This is a genomic window from Alteromonas sp. G4i35 (assembly GCF_054960375.1).
Genome location: NZ_JBHNZD010000045.1, coordinates 1 through 14,744, shown reverse-complemented (window position 1 = coordinate 14,744; position 14,744 = coordinate 1). Strand labels below are relative to the sequence as shown.

At 45.1% G+C, this 14,744-nt stretch carries 14 protein-coding genes and 2 tRNA genes; 8 read left to right on the top strand and 8 right to left on the bottom strand.

Annotated features, from left to right (window positions below):
- Nucleotides 1-52 precede the first annotated feature (52 nt).
- The 4 genes from ACFI6L_RS19630 to orn all read right to left on the bottom strand — a co-directional run bounded on the left by ACFI6L_RS19630 (nucleotide 53) and on the right by orn (nucleotide 4,778).
- Nucleotides 53-3,139 (bottom strand): TonB-dependent receptor domain-containing protein, encoded by a 3,087-nt coding sequence (locus ACFI6L_RS19630; protein ID WP_012517058.1) that lies wholly within the window; start codon nucleotides 3,137-3,139, stop codon nucleotides 53-55.
- 789 nt (nucleotides 3,140-3,928) lie between these two features.
- Nucleotides 3,929-4,004 (bottom strand) — tRNA-Gly (locus tag ACFI6L_RS19625).
- 51 nt (nucleotides 4,005-4,055) lie between these two features.
- A tRNA-Gly gene (locus tag ACFI6L_RS19620) sits at nucleotides 4,056-4,131 on the bottom strand.
- Nucleotides 4,132-4,232: 101 nt separating this feature from the next.
- Nucleotides 4,233-4,778, bottom strand: coding sequence for an oligoribonuclease (orn, locus tag ACFI6L_RS19615; RefSeq protein ID WP_462574640.1), 546 nt, complete (start codon nucleotides 4,776-4,778; stop codon nucleotides 4,233-4,235).
- Between the two features lie 86 nt (nucleotides 4,779-4,864).
- Between orn and rsgA the strand changes: the two genes are divergently transcribed.
- From rsgA to ACFI6L_RS19595, 4 genes are all read left to right on the top strand, one after another.
- Nucleotides 4,865-5,908 carry a small ribosomal subunit biogenesis GTPase RsgA gene (gene rsgA / locus ACFI6L_RS19610; protein WP_014975509.1) on the top strand — a complete coding sequence of 348 codons (1,044 nt, stop codon included), beginning with the start codon at nucleotides 4,865-4,867 and terminating at the stop codon, nucleotides 5,906-5,908.
- A 248-nt stretch (nucleotides 5,909-6,156) separates the two neighbouring features.
- Nucleotides 6,157-7,104 carry an archaetidylserine decarboxylase gene (asd, locus tag ACFI6L_RS19605; RefSeq protein ID WP_110289438.1) on the top strand — a complete coding sequence of 316 codons (948 nt, stop codon included), beginning with the start codon at nucleotides 6,157-6,159 and terminating at the stop codon, nucleotides 7,102-7,104.
- 3 nt (nucleotides 7,105-7,107) lie between these two features.
- On the top strand, nucleotides 7,108-7,983 hold the full coding sequence (locus ACFI6L_RS19600) for a DMT family transporter (protein ID WP_462574639.1): 876 nt from the start codon (nucleotides 7,108-7,110) through the stop codon (nucleotides 7,981-7,983).
- 32 nt (nucleotides 7,984-8,015) lie between these two features.
- The gene (locus ACFI6L_RS19595) at nucleotides 8,016-8,708 is read left to right on the top strand and encodes a glycerophosphodiester phosphodiesterase (RefSeq protein ID WP_462574643.1); all 693 of its coding nucleotides are present in this window, start codon (nucleotides 8,016-8,018) and stop codon (nucleotides 8,706-8,708) included.
- Nucleotides 8,709-8,831: 123 nt separating this feature from the next.
- Here ACFI6L_RS19595 and ACFI6L_RS19590 read toward each other — a convergent pair whose 3' ends face one another.
- From ACFI6L_RS19590 to ACFI6L_RS19580, 3 genes are all read right to left on the bottom strand, one after another.
- Entirely contained in the window at nucleotides 8,832-9,260 is a 429-nt protein-coding gene (locus ACFI6L_RS19590; RefSeq protein WP_014948073.1) for a MerC domain-containing protein, read from the bottom strand.
- Nucleotides 9,261-9,416: 156 nt separating this feature from the next.
- Nucleotides 9,417-10,307, bottom strand: coding sequence for a divergent polysaccharide deacetylase family protein (locus tag ACFI6L_RS19585; RefSeq protein ID WP_462574641.1), 891 nt, complete (start codon nucleotides 10,305-10,307; stop codon nucleotides 9,417-9,419).
- 141 nt (nucleotides 10,308-10,448) lie between these two features.
- Complete coding sequence (locus tag ACFI6L_RS19580; RefSeq protein WP_283629902.1) at nucleotides 10,449-11,612, bottom strand: murein hydrolase activator EnvC family protein; 1,164 nt, start codon at nucleotides 11,610-11,612, stop codon at nucleotides 10,449-10,451.
- A gap of 253 nt (nucleotides 11,613-11,865) precedes the next feature.
- Here ACFI6L_RS19580 and ACFI6L_RS19575 point away from each other — a divergent pair, with 253 nt between their 5' ends.
- The 4 genes from ACFI6L_RS19575 to gpsA all read left to right on the top strand — a co-directional run bounded on the left by ACFI6L_RS19575 (nucleotide 11,866) and on the right by gpsA (nucleotide 14,178).
- Nucleotides 11,866-12,291: a rhodanese-like domain-containing protein gene (locus ACFI6L_RS19575; protein WP_014948070.1), complete on the top strand. Its 426-nt coding sequence runs from the start codon at nucleotides 11,866-11,868 to the stop codon at nucleotides 12,289-12,291.
- Between the two features lie 12 nt (nucleotides 12,292-12,303).
- Nucleotides 12,304-12,564 carry a glutaredoxin 3 gene (gene grxC, locus ACFI6L_RS19570; RefSeq protein ID WP_014948069.1) on the top strand — a complete coding sequence of 87 codons (261 nt, stop codon included), beginning with the start codon at nucleotides 12,304-12,306 and terminating at the stop codon, nucleotides 12,562-12,564.
- Between the two features lie 62 nt (nucleotides 12,565-12,626).
- Nucleotides 12,627-13,136 (top strand): protein-export chaperone SecB, encoded by a 510-nt coding sequence (gene secB / locus ACFI6L_RS19565; RefSeq protein ID WP_014948068.1) that lies wholly within the window; start codon nucleotides 12,627-12,629, stop codon nucleotides 13,134-13,136.
- 10 nt (nucleotides 13,137-13,146) lie between these two features.
- Nucleotides 13,147-14,178 (top strand): NAD(P)H-dependent glycerol-3-phosphate dehydrogenase, encoded by a 1,032-nt coding sequence (gene gpsA, locus ACFI6L_RS19560; protein WP_014975504.1) that lies wholly within the window; start codon nucleotides 13,147-13,149, stop codon nucleotides 14,176-14,178.
- Between the two features lie 90 nt (nucleotides 14,179-14,268).
- On the opposite strand, the gene ACFI6L_RS19555 is transcribed toward gpsA, so the two are convergent.
- Nucleotides 14,269-14,661 (bottom strand): hypothetical protein, encoded by a 393-nt coding sequence (locus tag ACFI6L_RS19555; RefSeq protein WP_014948066.1) that lies wholly within the window; start codon nucleotides 14,659-14,661, stop codon nucleotides 14,269-14,271.
- Nucleotides 14,662-14,744 lie beyond the last annotated feature (83 nt).

The following is a 14,744-nucleotide window of genomic DNA, read 5'->3' as shown; positions in this document are numbered from 1 at the left end:
AGAGATATAAAAAAAGCAGCTAAAAAGCTGCTTTTTTAAATCTGTGTAGACGTTACATTGTGTAATTTACGCCTAGATAGAAGAAGCGTCCTCTAGGCCCTGCCGGTCTCGACAATGTGCCAAGGTAAGGATCTTCCTCAAACGCGTTATTGATACCACCATATACTTCTAGGCTATCTTCAAAAGTGTATGAAACAGAAAAATCATGCACCAACGCAGAGCCAGTGTGAGTTTGACTGATAAAATCAGGATCACTCTCGATATCCTGGTTTTCTAGCCCTGGAAGTAGCTGGCTTCCTTCGTAGCGTCCTCTCCACCCAACAACGAGTTCACCAATTATATAGTCTGCACTCATGTTTACGATCCACTCTGGTCGCCCAAACGTTCCAAGAACATCTGTGACTTCGTCAGGTGCACTCACATCCCTTACTTCATCATTTTTGAGGAAGTTTGTTCCGTTGATAGTGAATTCAATTCTTCCGTCTGTGTCGACTAATTTAGCCAACTCAAAGCCATAATCTACGCGGAAATCAATACCAGATGTCTCTACCGCTGCAAGGTTGATAAACCCTGAACGAAAATCTGTGATAAATCCATTTGTAGCATCGCGGTCAATTGCGTCACAAAATTGGTTGTTGATTGTTGGCGCGTCTACGCAGTTAGATGCAATGTCAAAACCAGTAAGGCTATCAATCAGGCCATCAATTTCAATATTATAGTAGTCTAGTGTCACTACTAAACCTTCCAGCATACCGTCGAGCTCTGTATCTGGTCTCCACACTGTACCAATCGTGATGGTTTCTGCTTCTTCAGGATCAAGGTCTGGGTTACCGCCCGTTGAACCAGAAACAAACGCTGACAGGAAGTTAGTAGAATCATAAGTGCCATCAGCTACCGCGTCGCCAATCAGTGCAATACAGTTCGCCTCCCTGAACTCAGAGCCCGCACTAATTAAGTTTTGGTTACAAGGGTCATCTCCTGCACCAAGTGAAGCCGCAAATGTAGGTGCGAAGGCTTCATTAATGTTGGGAACCCGCACCGCTTCAGAGAAGGTCGTTCGAATACTAAATGTATCAACAGGTGACCATACTGTTCCTATCGTCCAAGCGTCATGCGTACCATATGGGTCGTAGTCTGAGCTTCTGTATGCAGTGCGCAGCTCTAATCGCTCAGCGAAATCGACACCTTCTAGTAAAGGTATAGTTGCTTCTACAAAGTATTCTGAAACATCGTACTCACCGTCAGAAGGATTGGTTGGGCCGTTGCGAGAGTCTAATGTTCCAAAGGTTAAGCCTGCTGCAGAATATGGATCTGGCGTATAGGTACTTGACTCTTTTCTCCATTCGTAACCAAGAGCAAACATAACAGGGCCTGCCGGAAGCTCGAATAAATCAGAAGAGTCGCCCGATACTACTGCTAAGAAATTCTCTTGCGTTATATCGTTCTGCTCAGTGCCAGGTTGGAATATAAAGTTAGCCGCTTCTGCGCTGATTGAATCCTTTCCAAACAAATTCACTGGTACACAAGAACCATCACCAGGCTGGAAAGTTAAGAACCCAAAATTCGCATTCGCAGATGGAAACGGCGACGTAGGAGGAAGCGCAGAACTGTCTAGGTCAGAGCGACAAACAACATTGCCAGTTGCTGGATCTGTTACAGCGTCAATAGCAGCGAAGTATCTGTCTTCTATGCGCAAGTTCGAAGTAATGTCGGCATCAGTTCGACCGTAGTTATAGAAAACCTCGTACTCTAAAGCGGTGTTAGGGATATAACCATCGAAGCCTGTAACAATACGATACGTTTTACGTTCTGCTTCTGGGTTTGAATTAGCGTTTATATCAAGAACATCGCGGGACATTACCAAGCTTGGTGATTCACCTTCTGCTTGTAATTCATTAATTTGAGACAGTAGAGCTGCAGGAATATACGGATTGTCTAGTGAGATTGGAATATCGTCATTGAAACCATTCACCTGATTAGTTTCTTTAGTCGAGCTAAATACGAATTTGGCATCTACAAAGAAATTTACGAATTCATTTAGTTCGTAATTTGACACTGCCTGTACTAATACTCTTTTAGACTCTGGAAGGATAAGTTCAGCGTCAGGACTACCCGGTACACCATCACCACCACTCGCATCGAAAGGTCCAGCATAAACATCGCCGGGATTGTAGGCACGTAAGGTGCCGTCTTCACCCACTACCTGACACGTTGGAAACATGGACGTTCCGATAGTGCCGCAACCTAGCACGCCGCCAGATCCAGCGACATCTCCAAACGCACTGCCAGTTAATGAAATTACACCTCTGTCACTTGAAATTGGAAGTCTGTAATCTGGCACCCAAGTATTCTTGAAGCGTGAATCAATACCAAATGCACTCTGAGTAGCCTCTGTATTAGCTACTTGTGTATATAGACCAGAGCCTGCGAAGTCTCTATCTCTAGCATACACTGGGCTTGTTTCTTGGTATTCAACCGCGAATACTAAATCACCTTTATCTGTAGAAAAGCCGTTGGCCAATGATAAAAAGAATTCATTTGCGTCACCATCGTCAGTCACACCTGTTTGAGTGCGAAGCTCTAGCCCGTCGAACGAGGCTCCGTTTCTCATATTAAAGTTGACAACACCGGTTACCGCATCAGCGCCGTAAACAGCTGAGGCACCACCAGTGAGGACTTCCACGTTTCTAAGTAAAGCAGTAGAGATGGTATTTACATCAACAGAGCCCGTACCCTCAATACCTGAAACATGTCGTCGACCGTTTTCCATAACCAAGGTTCGCTCACTACCTAGATTACGTAAGTCCAGTAAGCTTGCTCCTAGTGGGGTTCCATTAAATGCAGAAAAAGACCCCGGCAGTGACGCCTGTAGTTGAGGCGACTCACGCAACATGGCACCTAAATCTATTTGACCAGATGTTTTGATATCACCAGCATTAATGGCAAGAACAGGGCTCGCTGCTTCCAGGGAGGAGTCTTGAGCAACGCGAGAACCGGTTACAACTACTTTTTCGACATCCTTCTCTTCAACAGCGGCTTCTTCCTGAGCCTGAACCGCAGATGCACTAACAGTAAGTGCAGATGCTACTGCAATTGCTAGTGCAGAAATATTGTTTTGCTTTGATGAACCAAAAGCCATGTGTGTTTCTCCAAGTATTACTTTTTCGTTCCAGAGTGCTCTTTACGGCACTTTTGAGGAGTCTAAAAGCGATGGTTATTTTTATATGTTTTCAATTTGCGTTTTACATAATGCATTTTGCAAATGGTGTGCCTATCAAAAAGCAAGTAAACAGTGAAACTACCGCTAAAAAACGGCGCATTATGCATATTTACCCACTAAAATCTATTTAATATTCAAAAAGACTTAACTAACGGCTTTCGAATGCACATTTAATGTGCAAAAGAGCTCGTAAAATGTAGATTTATTGAGAACTAGATTGAAATCAAGGCGGCACCGCACTAGGAAGGTGCAAAGAGTCATGAATAAGGATTCACAACGGTGCGTAAAGACAGACAGAATCGGCGCTGAAGCAATAAGCGCAAGCAAATTTATACTTTCGTATAAATTTAAGATTACGCAGTTAATTAGGTCACCTTGTATATTTAAATAAGTAGGTCTTAAACCGTTTTTCAGAGCTGACGACTTGCCGATTCTTGAGCAAGTATGCACGGTGCTTTTCAGTAACATAAGAGGTTATGGTTTGTAGCAAAAACTAATTTGAATGCTTTGTGAAGCGATGGCCGACACTCGGTCGCGGGCGCATAAAGGGGCGCATCAATACATCTGCTAATGTTTAGATTTTCGTGATGTTTGAAAATTTGGAGCGGGAAACGAGATTGGTATCTGGCCGACACTCGGTCGCGGGCCCATCAAGGGGTCGCACTTAAAAGCAAGATAAGTTTTTATTTTTGAGGTGTCTGAAAAATTTGGAGCGGGAAACGAGATTCGAACTCGCGACCCCGACCTTGGCAAGGTCGTGCTCTACCAACTGAGCTATTCCCGCATAGAGTCGATGCTGTGCATCTTATAGATACTTACCGATGGTAAGTGAATTTGGAGCGGGAAACGAGATTCGAACTCGCGACCCCGACCTTGGCAAGGTCGTGCTCTACCAACTGAGCTATTCCCGCAACAAAAGAGGTACTTCGTTTGAAGTGGTGCGCATTTTACAAAAATTTTGGGGTAACGCAACCTTTAATTCTACTTTTTTTGCACCTCAATGTTTGAATGCTTAAATCGTAAACACTTTCTCACGATAATAGCGCATTTCTTCAATAGACTCGCGAATATCATCAAGCGCTAGGTGTACGCCTTTCTTTTCGAAACCGTCTAAAATTTCAGGCTTCCAGCGGCGCGTTAGTTCTTTTATTGTACTTACGTCAATATTTCTATAGTGAAAGTAATCTTCAAGCTCGGGCATGTACTTAACCATGAAGCGTCTGTCCTGCCCTATGGTGTTTCCACATAGCGGTGACTTGCCTGCATCTACCCATTGCTCTAAAAAGGCAATAGTTTGCGCTGACGCTTCTTCAACGCTTATTTTACTTTCTCGGCAACGTGCAGTTAATCCACTTTCACCGTGAACTCGTGTACACCACTCGTCCATATTGTTTAACACGTCATCACTTTGATGTACTGCTATTACAGGGCCTTCCGCCAAAATATTCAGCTGTGCGTCGGTAACAATGGTCGCGATTTCCATTACTACACAGGTTTCAGGATCTAACCCTGTCATTTCCATGTCTATCCAAACAAGGTTACTGTCGTGTTTACTCATTACGTTCCTCTTTGCGCTACAGACATGGCAACCATGCCCTACAAACGGTATTATTGACATAGTATACGTGAAACTAGAAAAGAATCGTGGCGAAAAAACCAAAACTTACACAACGACAGAAACGACAAGTTGCAGCAAATAGAAGCAAGCGCTTGCGTGAAAAGCACGCGTCAAAGGGCGCGGCGAACCTTGATGAAAGCACGCTAGAAAGCGGTACTGTGATTGGTCGCTTTGGTAAACACGCCGACGTTGAAGACGCAAACGGCGCAGTATCTCGCTGCCACATTCGCCGCACGGTAGACTCTGTAGTGTGTGGTGACAAGGTGTTTTTCAGTAAAGGGGATGACGCTGAGTCAGGTGTAAGTGGGGTTATTGAAATTGTAAAAGACAGGCACTCTGTCCTGACTCGCCCAGATTATTACGACGGTATTAAGCCCATCGCCGCGAATATTGACCGCATTATTGTGGTTAGCGCTATATTACCTACCCTTTCGCTAAATATTATCGACCGTTACCTCGTTGCCTGTGAAGACATTGGTATTACGCCGCTGATTGTCCTTAATAAAGTAGAATTGCTCAGTGAAGAGGAACGCACAACCGTTACAGAGCAACTTAAGACGTACGAAAACTTAGGCTACGAAGTGCTTTTCACCAGTTGCAAAACCGGTGAAGGCATTAGCAAACTCAATGAATACCTTAACGATAACATCAGCGTTTTCGTAGGTCAGTCCGGCGTTGGCAAATCGAGCCTTATAAACCAAGTTCTGCCAGACGCCGATGAATTAACCGGCGATATTTCAGATAACTCGGGACTAGGTCAACATACAACGACGGCGGCCAAATTGCTTCACTTGCCAGCCGGCGGTGATTTGATTGATTCCCCAGGAGTACGTGAATTTGGCTTGTGGCACATTCCTACCGAACGTATTACATGGGGCTTTATTGAGTTCAGAGATTATTTGGGCGGCTGCAAATTCAGAGACTGCAAGCACTTAAATGATCCGGGATGCTTACTAAGAGAAGCTGTAGAAGAAGGAAAAATTAGCGCAGAACGCTTCGACAGCTACCATAGAATATTAACCACCATGGAAGAGCAGCGCCCTAGTCACAGCCAGCCTCCCGGGGCATAACAACTGCCACTAGGTTTCAACCTCACTGGAGCGCTAAACTCGTTGGAGCGACCGAAGAAGTACACGCACTACTTACGCGTAATAGCCGTCACTAACTCGGCGATTTATTCTTTTGGTGTGAACCACGTGCTTATGCTTTTGTGTAAGCACTCATAACCCTAAAGTTGCTCTTAATACCACGACTTACTATACAATAACGCTATCTATGCAATGCGTTATTGCTTGCATAAAAGAAACGGAGATATTTTGTGTTAGATTGGCTTAAAGTTAATTTACAATACGTTACACCAAAGCACCTGCTTTCACGCCTTGTAGGCAAACTTGCAGAAGCAGAAATGGGTAGCGTTACGACATTTTTCATCAAGGCGTTTATTAAGCAATACAATGTTGATATGTCAGAAGCGCTGCATGAGGAACCAGAGCATTATAGAAGCTTTAATAAGTTCTTCACCCGCCCGCTTAAACCTGAAGCCCGCACCATTGACGAAAACGATGACGTACTTATCCATGCTGTTGACGGTACGGTAAGTCAGTTTGGCGATATCCATAGCGACAGTATTTTTCAGGCGAAAGGCCATGACTTTAGCCTAACTACATTATTAGGTGGCAAGCCTGATGTAGCTGCGCCATTTAAAAATGGTAAGTTTGCTACCATTTACCTTGCCCCTCGTGATTATCACAGAATTCACATGCCTGTTGAGGGCACGCTTACTGATATGCTGTATGTGCCGGGCGAACTTTTTTCGGTAAATCCTCTTACAGCACAAAATATTCCAGGTCTGTTTGCACGTAATGAGCGCGTTGTGGCGCTGTTCGACACGCCTGTAGGCAAAATGGCGATGGTGCTTGTGGGCGCTACCATAGTGGCAAGTATTGAGACAGTTTGGGCTGGCACGGTTACGCCACCTGCGGGTAAAAATGTTCAGCACTGGTCATATGAAAAAGACAGTGAAGCAGCAGTTTTCCTTGAAAAAGGTGCCGAGCTAGGCCGCTTCAAGCTAGGTTCGACCATTGTGGTGTGTTTCGAAAAAGACATGATTGATTTTGAAGACCTCGCCCCTGGTATGGTTACACGCCTTGGTGAGCCTATGGCGCTTAAATCAACCGCACAAGCTACAGCTAAAGATACGCACGTTAGCGATGAAACAGCCAGTGACGAAAAGAACGAGGCTTCGTCAGAGGGCGCTGACAGCTAATTTATGGATGCTGTTAAAAAAAGCCTGATCTCACTTCATTTCACGGTAATTTTACTTGGTGGTACAGCCCTTTTCTCTCGGCTTGTACCACTTAGCGCCAGTGATATCACTCTTGTTCGTTCAGTATTTGCCTGCATAGCGTTGTTTGCCTTTTTGAAATTGGCGGAGAACAAAATAAAGCTGAATTCAAAAAAAGACTACGGCGTTGCCCTCGGTTTAGGCGTGCTTATGGCATTGCACTGGGTCACCTATTTTGCCGCCATGCAATATGCTGGGGTGTCTGTTGGCATGATTGCCCTTTTTACCTTTCCTGTAATCACGGTACTTATCGAGCCTTTCTTTGAGCGGGTAAGGCTGGTCTGGCAGGATATCGTATCTACCGTTACAGTGGTCGTTGGCGTTTATTTAATAGTGCCAGAGACATCACTGGAAAATGACATTACCCTTGGTGTTCTCATCGGTATTGCTTCCGCCATCTTGTATTCGTTTAGAAACCTTATTCATCGTAAGCACTTTAAGCACTACAGCGGTGCGCAGGCAATGGCGTGGCAGACCTTGGTTATCAGCATTCTAATGTTGCCGGTAGGCAGTGCAGCAATAACCTCAGCGTCTACCAGTTCTTGGCTAATGCTATTGCTTTTAGGCACCGTATTTACTGCGCTTCCTCATGCACTTATTGCTGCGAGCCTACGTCACCTCAGGGCAAAAACGTTTTCGCTCATAGCCTGCATGCAGCCTCTTTATGGCGTTTTCCTTGCTATTATTCTGCTTAACGAAAAACCTGGTTTAAGTGCGTTGTTAGGTGGAATTCTTATTACGTCAGCATCAGTTTATGAAACGCTCAACACGCATAAGTTGCATAATGCAAAAGATGATTAAGCCGTGTTGTGATCTTTAAGGAAGAAATGTCTATGCTCATTTTTGCTCACCGAGGTGCCAGTAAAGCCGCCCCAGAAAACACAGTAAAGGCATTTAAACTGGCTTTCGAACAACGTGCCGATGGCATTGAGTTTGATACCTATCAGCACGAAAGCGGCATTATTGTTTTTCACGATAGAACACTTACGCGCAGAGCACGGGAATCCGGCTATTTACTTGACGTACCGTGGCAATCCCTTACAGAAATGGACATTGGGGATGGAGAGCGCATACCGACCCTGACCGAAACACTGAATTGTGTTCCAAAAGACAAGTGGTGCAATATTGAGATAAAACACTTACGCGACGTAGACAGATGGGTTAAAGACGTTAAAGCGGCGGTACAGCAAAGCGGCATTAATGCTGATAAGCTACTTATCTCTTCATTTAACCATCACTGGCTTCAAGCTATTGCGCTTAAGTGGCCCGAAGTGAAGATCGGCGCCTTATCTGCAAGCTACGAGCTTGACTGTACGGCAAGCGCCCGGGCTCTGAACGCTTATTCCGTAAACATTGCATTAGACGCCGTTGATAAGCAGTTTGTGCAAACGGCGCAGCAAGACGGTTTTGACGTATTCGTTTATACCGTAGATGAGCCAAGAGACATGCTTATGCTTAACGAGTGGGGAGTGACGGGCATATTCACTAACGTGCCCGATGTAGCGCTTAATGTGTTGTCGCATTAAACCCTACTTTTTCAGTGCGAAAAGTCTGTAGAGCGCGTATCTGATACAGACTCACACTATAAAAAAAACGAGCCATTGGCTCGTTTTTTTTGGAATGCTTTTCTTGAAATGCAGCTTAGTTGACTACTTAAATTCAGTTGAAAGGTGGTCTGAAAACACCGTATTCTTGCAGCACTTACATTGTCTACACAATCGCATATTCACCCAGTGGCCGGCCACAATTAGCGCTGCACCTATCGCGATGGTAAAGGGTTCGTAGTGATGCCCAAAAATATCTTTGTGCCAATAGATAGCGCCACCCGTAAACAGCAGTGCCAGCGGGTAGTATTTGCCATGATAGCGAATTGCACCGCTAACCAAGGCGACTGCACCTACAATTAACGAAAAGGTTAATATCGTTCTCTCAAACCACACTTGTGCAAAAAAGCTAGAACCGATCAGCGGCAGCAGAGGCACCAAAACAGGTAGCGCGAGGCAATGCAACGCACACAAGCTCGACACCCAGATGCCAAGTTTGTCTAGTTTTGTTGGATTCTCGTCAATTGGAGTCATTACCCTAATTACCACCGTGAAAAAATGAGTTCGCGAACTATTCGCCAGAGACGTTATATTATAACAGACTCACAGAAATGAGAAACGTTCCCACATTAAATTTTGATCTTAACGAGATGAAAATGAACTAACTACGTATAAAATGGGGCAAAAAAGCTATTCGTTTGGCGCTGTGCCTAAGCGCTCAGCAACGCCTTTTTCTGCGGAGCTGTGCATTAGCCCACTGCTGTGTAAGGCATTTTCTTCGGTCATGCTTACCTTGCTATCCTTCACATCGGCGTTATTAAGCGAAGCCGTTTGATTGCGCTCTTTGCCAAACTGCTTTGCCACTTTCGGCGCATGTGAAAAATAGTCGGTTACTGAGGTAAGGGTTAAACCTTCTTTTTCAAGTGAGGGTATATGAGTTTTCAAGAAATCGACGGTTTCTGGGTGGGGATGACCAATCACCACAACGTGACCATTCTTTTTAGCAATACGTTTCATGTGGTTGAACTGCTTAAGTAAGAATGCAGGCTCAAGCTTATGGTCCAGAAACACCTGTCTGCTTGCGCTAGGCACACCTAACCGTTGCGCAATTTCTTCACCTTTTGTGAGTACCGTGGTTCGGCTATCCACAAAAAATAAGCCTTGCCGCTTCACCTCTTTTAAGAGCGCTTCCATTCCTTTTTGCTGCCCCGTGAACGCACTTCCCATATGATTATTCACACCAACCGCGTTCGGCACGCTCTTCATTGCCTTGCGCAAATTGTAAGTAATGGCACCTGCAAACATGTCAGTGGTTAATCCAAGGGGCCCCATGTTCTTTCCACTTTGCGCCTGCATAGGCATGTGCAGCATAACGGCCCTGCCTTCTTGCTCAGCGCGGAGCGCAATTTCTGAAGCCAGCGGCGTTTGCGGAAGTATAGAAAAGGTAATTTCTTTAGGGAGAGAAAAAGCAGCGACATCGGACGGCCTGTATCCCAGGTCATCTAATATTATAATTATGTCTGACTTTGCTTTTACTTGAAGGCTAGTTAGCCCGCATAAAACAAAGATTATACAAGGCATTAGCAGACGCAAAAGCATCTAAGTCACATCCGTTTTTCATCATTATTATTAAGCGCACACTACACAATGCTGTGTTTTTTCTAGAATACCAACAACTGATTCAGTTTCAACTTAGTTTCTGAAAATCTAAAATTAACTTGCCTAGTCTAGCCAAGAGCTTGGATTTAGCGCCTTGCCTTTATGACGAATTTCAAAGTAAAGGTTAGGATATTCCTGACCACCACTTCGGCCCACAAGTGCTATGCGTTCACCTTGCCTGACATCATCGCCAGCTTGCTTGAGTAACGCTTGGTTGTGACCGTAAACACTCATATACCCTTCGCCATGATCGACAATAGCGACCAGACCAAATCCGCGCAGCCAATCGGCGTACAACACTTTTCCAGGCGCAATGCTGTTTACAGGGTCGCCCTCGGCACCATCTATCACAATGCCTTTCCAAGACACTTGCCCTTGGCGGCGACTACCAAATAAGTTTCGTATTCTGCCTTTTACAGGCGCTGCCAGCTTACCTTTTAATTTGGCAAGTCCATCCATACTCACTTCGGCTTCACGGGCAGCCCGTTCTGCGGCAATCCGGGCCGCTTCAATAGCGTCTTTCAGCGCTTTTTCATCAGCTTGTAGCGACGCAATACGCTGGTTTTCAGAGGCTATGGTTTTGTTTATTTTCTTAAGCGTTGCTTTTCTATCATCCTGACGGGTTATAAGTACTGCTCGCTGACCTTCTTGCTCATCTTTCAAAGCGGCAAGTGACAAGGCTTTTTCGCGAAGCTCTGCGTTAACTTCTTCAAGCCTAGCAACATTTCCCCTAAAGCTCTCAATCTCTTTTTGGCGCGCTTTAGCCACGTATTGATAATAGGTAATGACACGCTCGAAGGTTCGCGCGTCATCTTGATAAAACAGCATTTTTGCGTAGTCGTAATGCCCCGCCATAAATGCACTTTTAAGCTGGCTCGATAAAAGTGACTGCTGTTTACGGATAGCCGTTTTAAGCCCTTCTTGTTCTTCTTCGAGCTTCGCTTGTTCTTGCTCAATATTTTTAAGTGACTGTCGGGTGCTGGATAGTGCTTTCGCCACTTTAGCGATTTCGAGTTCAGAGGCCTTCAGCACATTTTCTAATTCCTGTGCACTGGCTCTATTGTTCTCTAATACTTGCTGTCGAGCGCGCAGTTCGGCCTGTAACTCAGCTAATTTTTCTTTTTGACTATTCGCACCGCCTTCTTGTGCAATAGCACCACTTCCAATCGGCATAATTGCAAGGGCAACTATGCACCCAATGATTGAAAGAAATAATCGTACTGACATACGTGCGCCTAGAACCTTAACTTTTTCATTGATGACTTAATGTGTTTCATCGTTGCTGCTAACAACGTTTTCCAGTGTATCTGACGCTCCTCCATATGCCCAGTGCAATTTGTTCGTAATATCAATCATCTAAAGTATTTGGCGTAAACCCGCTGTGACTGACATCAATCATACTGAAAGGTAAGCTGGTTTCTCGCCCATTTTTCTATATACTTTGCACTCTTTTCATGGTCTGTAGACAGGGTTAGAGGTAATGGATCAACTAATTGAATTTGCTAGCAACAACTTTATTCTTGCTGGTATTTGGGTTGCGCTGATTGCCATGTTGATATTTAGCTATATCAGTGCATGGACATCTTCAGTAAAAGAATTGAGCACGCACGAAGCAACGGTTTTGATGAATAAAGACGATGCGATAGTGCTAGATACACGCCCTGCGAAAGAGTTTAAAGCTGGCCATATTTTGGGTGCCAGACAAATTAAACCTGAAGAGTTGCGTGAGAAAAACTTCAAGAAACTTGAAAACAGTAAAGACAAACCCATTATCGTAGTATGCGCTATGGGTAATCAGGCTCGTGGTACAGCAAATGCGATGCTTAAAGATGGCTTCGCGAATGTGAGTGTATTAAAAGGCGGAATGAACGCGTGGCAAAGTGCCAGCCTTCCCGTTTCTAAATAACAGGTAACCTTTATGAGCAAAGTAGAACTTTACACCAAGGGCCACTGCCCTTACTGCCACCGTGCAAAAGCATTGCTAACGCAAAAAGGTGTAGAATTTATTGAATACCCAATAGATGTTAAGCCTGAACTGCGCGACGAGATGATTGAACGCGCAAACGGCGGCTGGACTGTTCCGCAAATTTTCATTGACGATCAGCACGTTGGTGGCTGTGACGATATGATGGCTTTGGAAGCACAAAGCAAACTAAATCCAATGTTGGGTTTGGCGTAAAGCGTCAGCGCATACAGCAACGCACTACATTAAATTAAAACGACAATTAAATAGGAAATACCATGGCTGACGAAAATCAGACAAATAACGGCGAAGCAGCGGGCGCACAAGCGCAACAGAGTGCTCAGTTCAATATTCAGCGTATCTACACAAAAGACATTTCTTTTGAGTCTCCAAACGCGCCAGCTATTTTCACTAAAGAGTGGAAGCCTGAAATTAAACTAGACATCGACACTAGCACTAACAAGCTAGAAGAAAATGTATTTGAAGTTGTACTTTCAGTTACCGTTACGGCAACGCTTGGTGAAGAAACTGCATTCCTTTGTGAAGTGCAACAAGCAGGTATCTTCGCTATTGGCGAAATGCCAGACCAAAACAAAGCGCACACGCTGGGCTCGTTCTGCCCGAACATGCTTTTCCCATATGCGCGTGAAACCATTTCTAACTTGGTTAACCGTGGAACATTCCCTCCACTTAACCTAGCGCCTGTAAACTTCGACGCTATCTTTGCCGCTTACGTGCAAAAACGTGCACAGCAAGCGCAGGGCGAAGCGCCAAAGATGGACGCCTAATTAGGTGAACATGAAAGGCGTGGACATGAAGTCGCATTCGGTTTCAGAGTCTGTTTCAGTATTAGGGGCGGGGTCTTACGGCACCGCCCTTGCTTTTTGTCTTGCCAGAAATGGCAACCCCACACTGCTTTGGGGCCGTGATGAAAAGCACATTGCCGAAATGGAAGCGAACCGAGAGAATGCTCGTTATCTTCCAGGCGCGACATTTCCAGATGCCCTAGTGGTTAATGCCAACTTAGAAGAAGTGGTAGCCGCCAGCCAAGATATTTTAGTGGTTGTACCTAGCCATGCATTTGCGGCTATGCTTCAAAGCTTAAAGCCATTGCTTAAACCGCATCAACGCATTATTTGGGCGACCAAAGGACTTGAGCCAAAAACGGGCCGTCTGCTTCGCGATGTGGCAGAGGAAATACTGGGTACCGACTATCCCCTAGCCGTGTTATCAGGCCCTACTTTTGCTAAAGAAATGGTAGCAGGCTTACCTACTGCAATTTCGCTGTCTTCCACTGACGATACGCTGAGTGACGAATTTGCAGCAAAGCTGCATTGCGCAAAATCGTTCAGAGTATACAAAAACTCAGACTTTACTGGCGTTCAGCTTGGTGGTGCGGTTAAAAACGTTATCGCTATAGGCGCGGGCTTAGCCGATGGCCTTGGCTTTGGTGCAAACGCGCGAACGGCGCTAATCACCCGAGGTTTAGCAGAGCTTACCCGTTTGGGCGTGAAGCTGGGTGCAAATCCAGAAACCTTTATGGGTATGGCGGGTCTTGGCGATTTAGTTTTGACTTGCACAGACAATCAATCGCGCAATCGTCGCTTTGGGCTGGCTTTGGGTCAAGGCAAGAGTGTCGATGTTGCTATTGACGAAATCGGACAAGTGGTTGAGGGATATCGCAACACTGAAGAAGTGCACATTTTATCTAAGAAAGTAGGCGTAGAAATGCCTATTTGTGAACAAATTTATGCTGTGCTTTATCACGGAAAATCCCCTAAAGAGGCGGCCTTAGCTCTGCTTGGTCGAGACCTCAAAAAAGAAGCCTAGTGAATACTTGATGGTTTTTGCTTAGTAGCAAAAACCATCAGCCTCTTAACGCCCCACTATTCCTATCTCTTCCAGCTTATCAACCTGAACTTAGCGGCCTTCTCTTACCACGATCACTTTTGCGTTGTCGTGATATCTAGCGTGACTGCGCTTGTGGTGTTTCACTTTTTTCACCTTTTTGTAGGGTGAATCGACAACCACATAGCGATTCCCATGCTTGCGATAGTAATGATTATTAGCAACGTAATAACGATGATTGTCGATAACCTCTACCCTATGCGCACCTGGCAAGACGTTAACGTACAGGCCAATTTCAGGAACGCTTATGGCTACGTCAATGATCGGACGAGCAGGTTGCGTAATAATAGTGACCCTTTCATTCGCCCCTCTATTCGAGTGAGAATGATGACCTGAATGGGCGCTTGCTTGCCCCGCAATCATTAAGCAAACGCCGGTGATAATACTCAGGGTAATACGTTTCATAATGCTTCTCCAAACTCATTCGTGCATGTTCACAGGCTATATTAATGAGTGAAGCTGAACGAAACCTGACTCAGACAGGCTTT

Coding starts and splice junctions, on each gene's coding strand:
- ACFI6L_RS19630 (WP_012517058.1), bottom strand. CDS start 3,139: ATGGCTTTTGGTTCATCAAAGCAAAACAATATTTCTGCACTAGCAATT.
- orn (WP_462574640.1), bottom strand. CDS start 4,778: ATGAGTAAACACGACAGTAACCTTGTTTGGATAGACATGGAAATGACA.
- ACFI6L_RS19600 (WP_462574639.1), top strand. CDS start 7,108: ATGGATGCTGTTAAAAAAAGCCTGATCTCACTTCATTTCACGGTAATT.
- ACFI6L_RS19595 (WP_462574643.1), top strand. CDS start 8,016: ATGCTCATTTTTGCTCACCGAGGTGCCAGTAAAGCCGCCCCAGAAAAC.
- ACFI6L_RS19590 (WP_014948073.1), bottom strand. CDS start 9,260: ATGACTCCAATTGACGAGAATCCAACAAAACTAGACAAACTTGGCATC.
- ACFI6L_RS19585 (WP_462574641.1), bottom strand. CDS start 10,307: ATGCCTTGTATAATCTTTGTTTTATGCGGGCTAACTAGCCTTCAAGTA.
- ACFI6L_RS19580 (WP_283629902.1), bottom strand. CDS start 11,612: ATGTCAGTACGATTATTTCTTTCAATCATTGGGTGCATAGTTGCCCTT.
- ACFI6L_RS19575 (WP_014948070.1), top strand. CDS start 11,866: ATGGATCAACTAATTGAATTTGCTAGCAACAACTTTATTCTTGCTGGT.
- grxC (WP_014948069.1), top strand. CDS start 12,304: ATGAGCAAAGTAGAACTTTACACCAAGGGCCACTGCCCTTACTGCCAC.
- secB (WP_014948068.1), top strand. CDS start 12,627: ATGGCTGACGAAAATCAGACAAATAACGGCGAAGCAGCGGGCGCACAA.
- gpsA (WP_014975504.1), top strand. CDS start 13,147: ATGAAAGGCGTGGACATGAAGTCGCATTCGGTTTCAGAGTCTGTTTCA.
- ACFI6L_RS19555 (WP_014948066.1), bottom strand. CDS start 14,661: ATGAAACGTATTACCCTGAGTATTATCACCGGCGTTTGCTTAATGATT.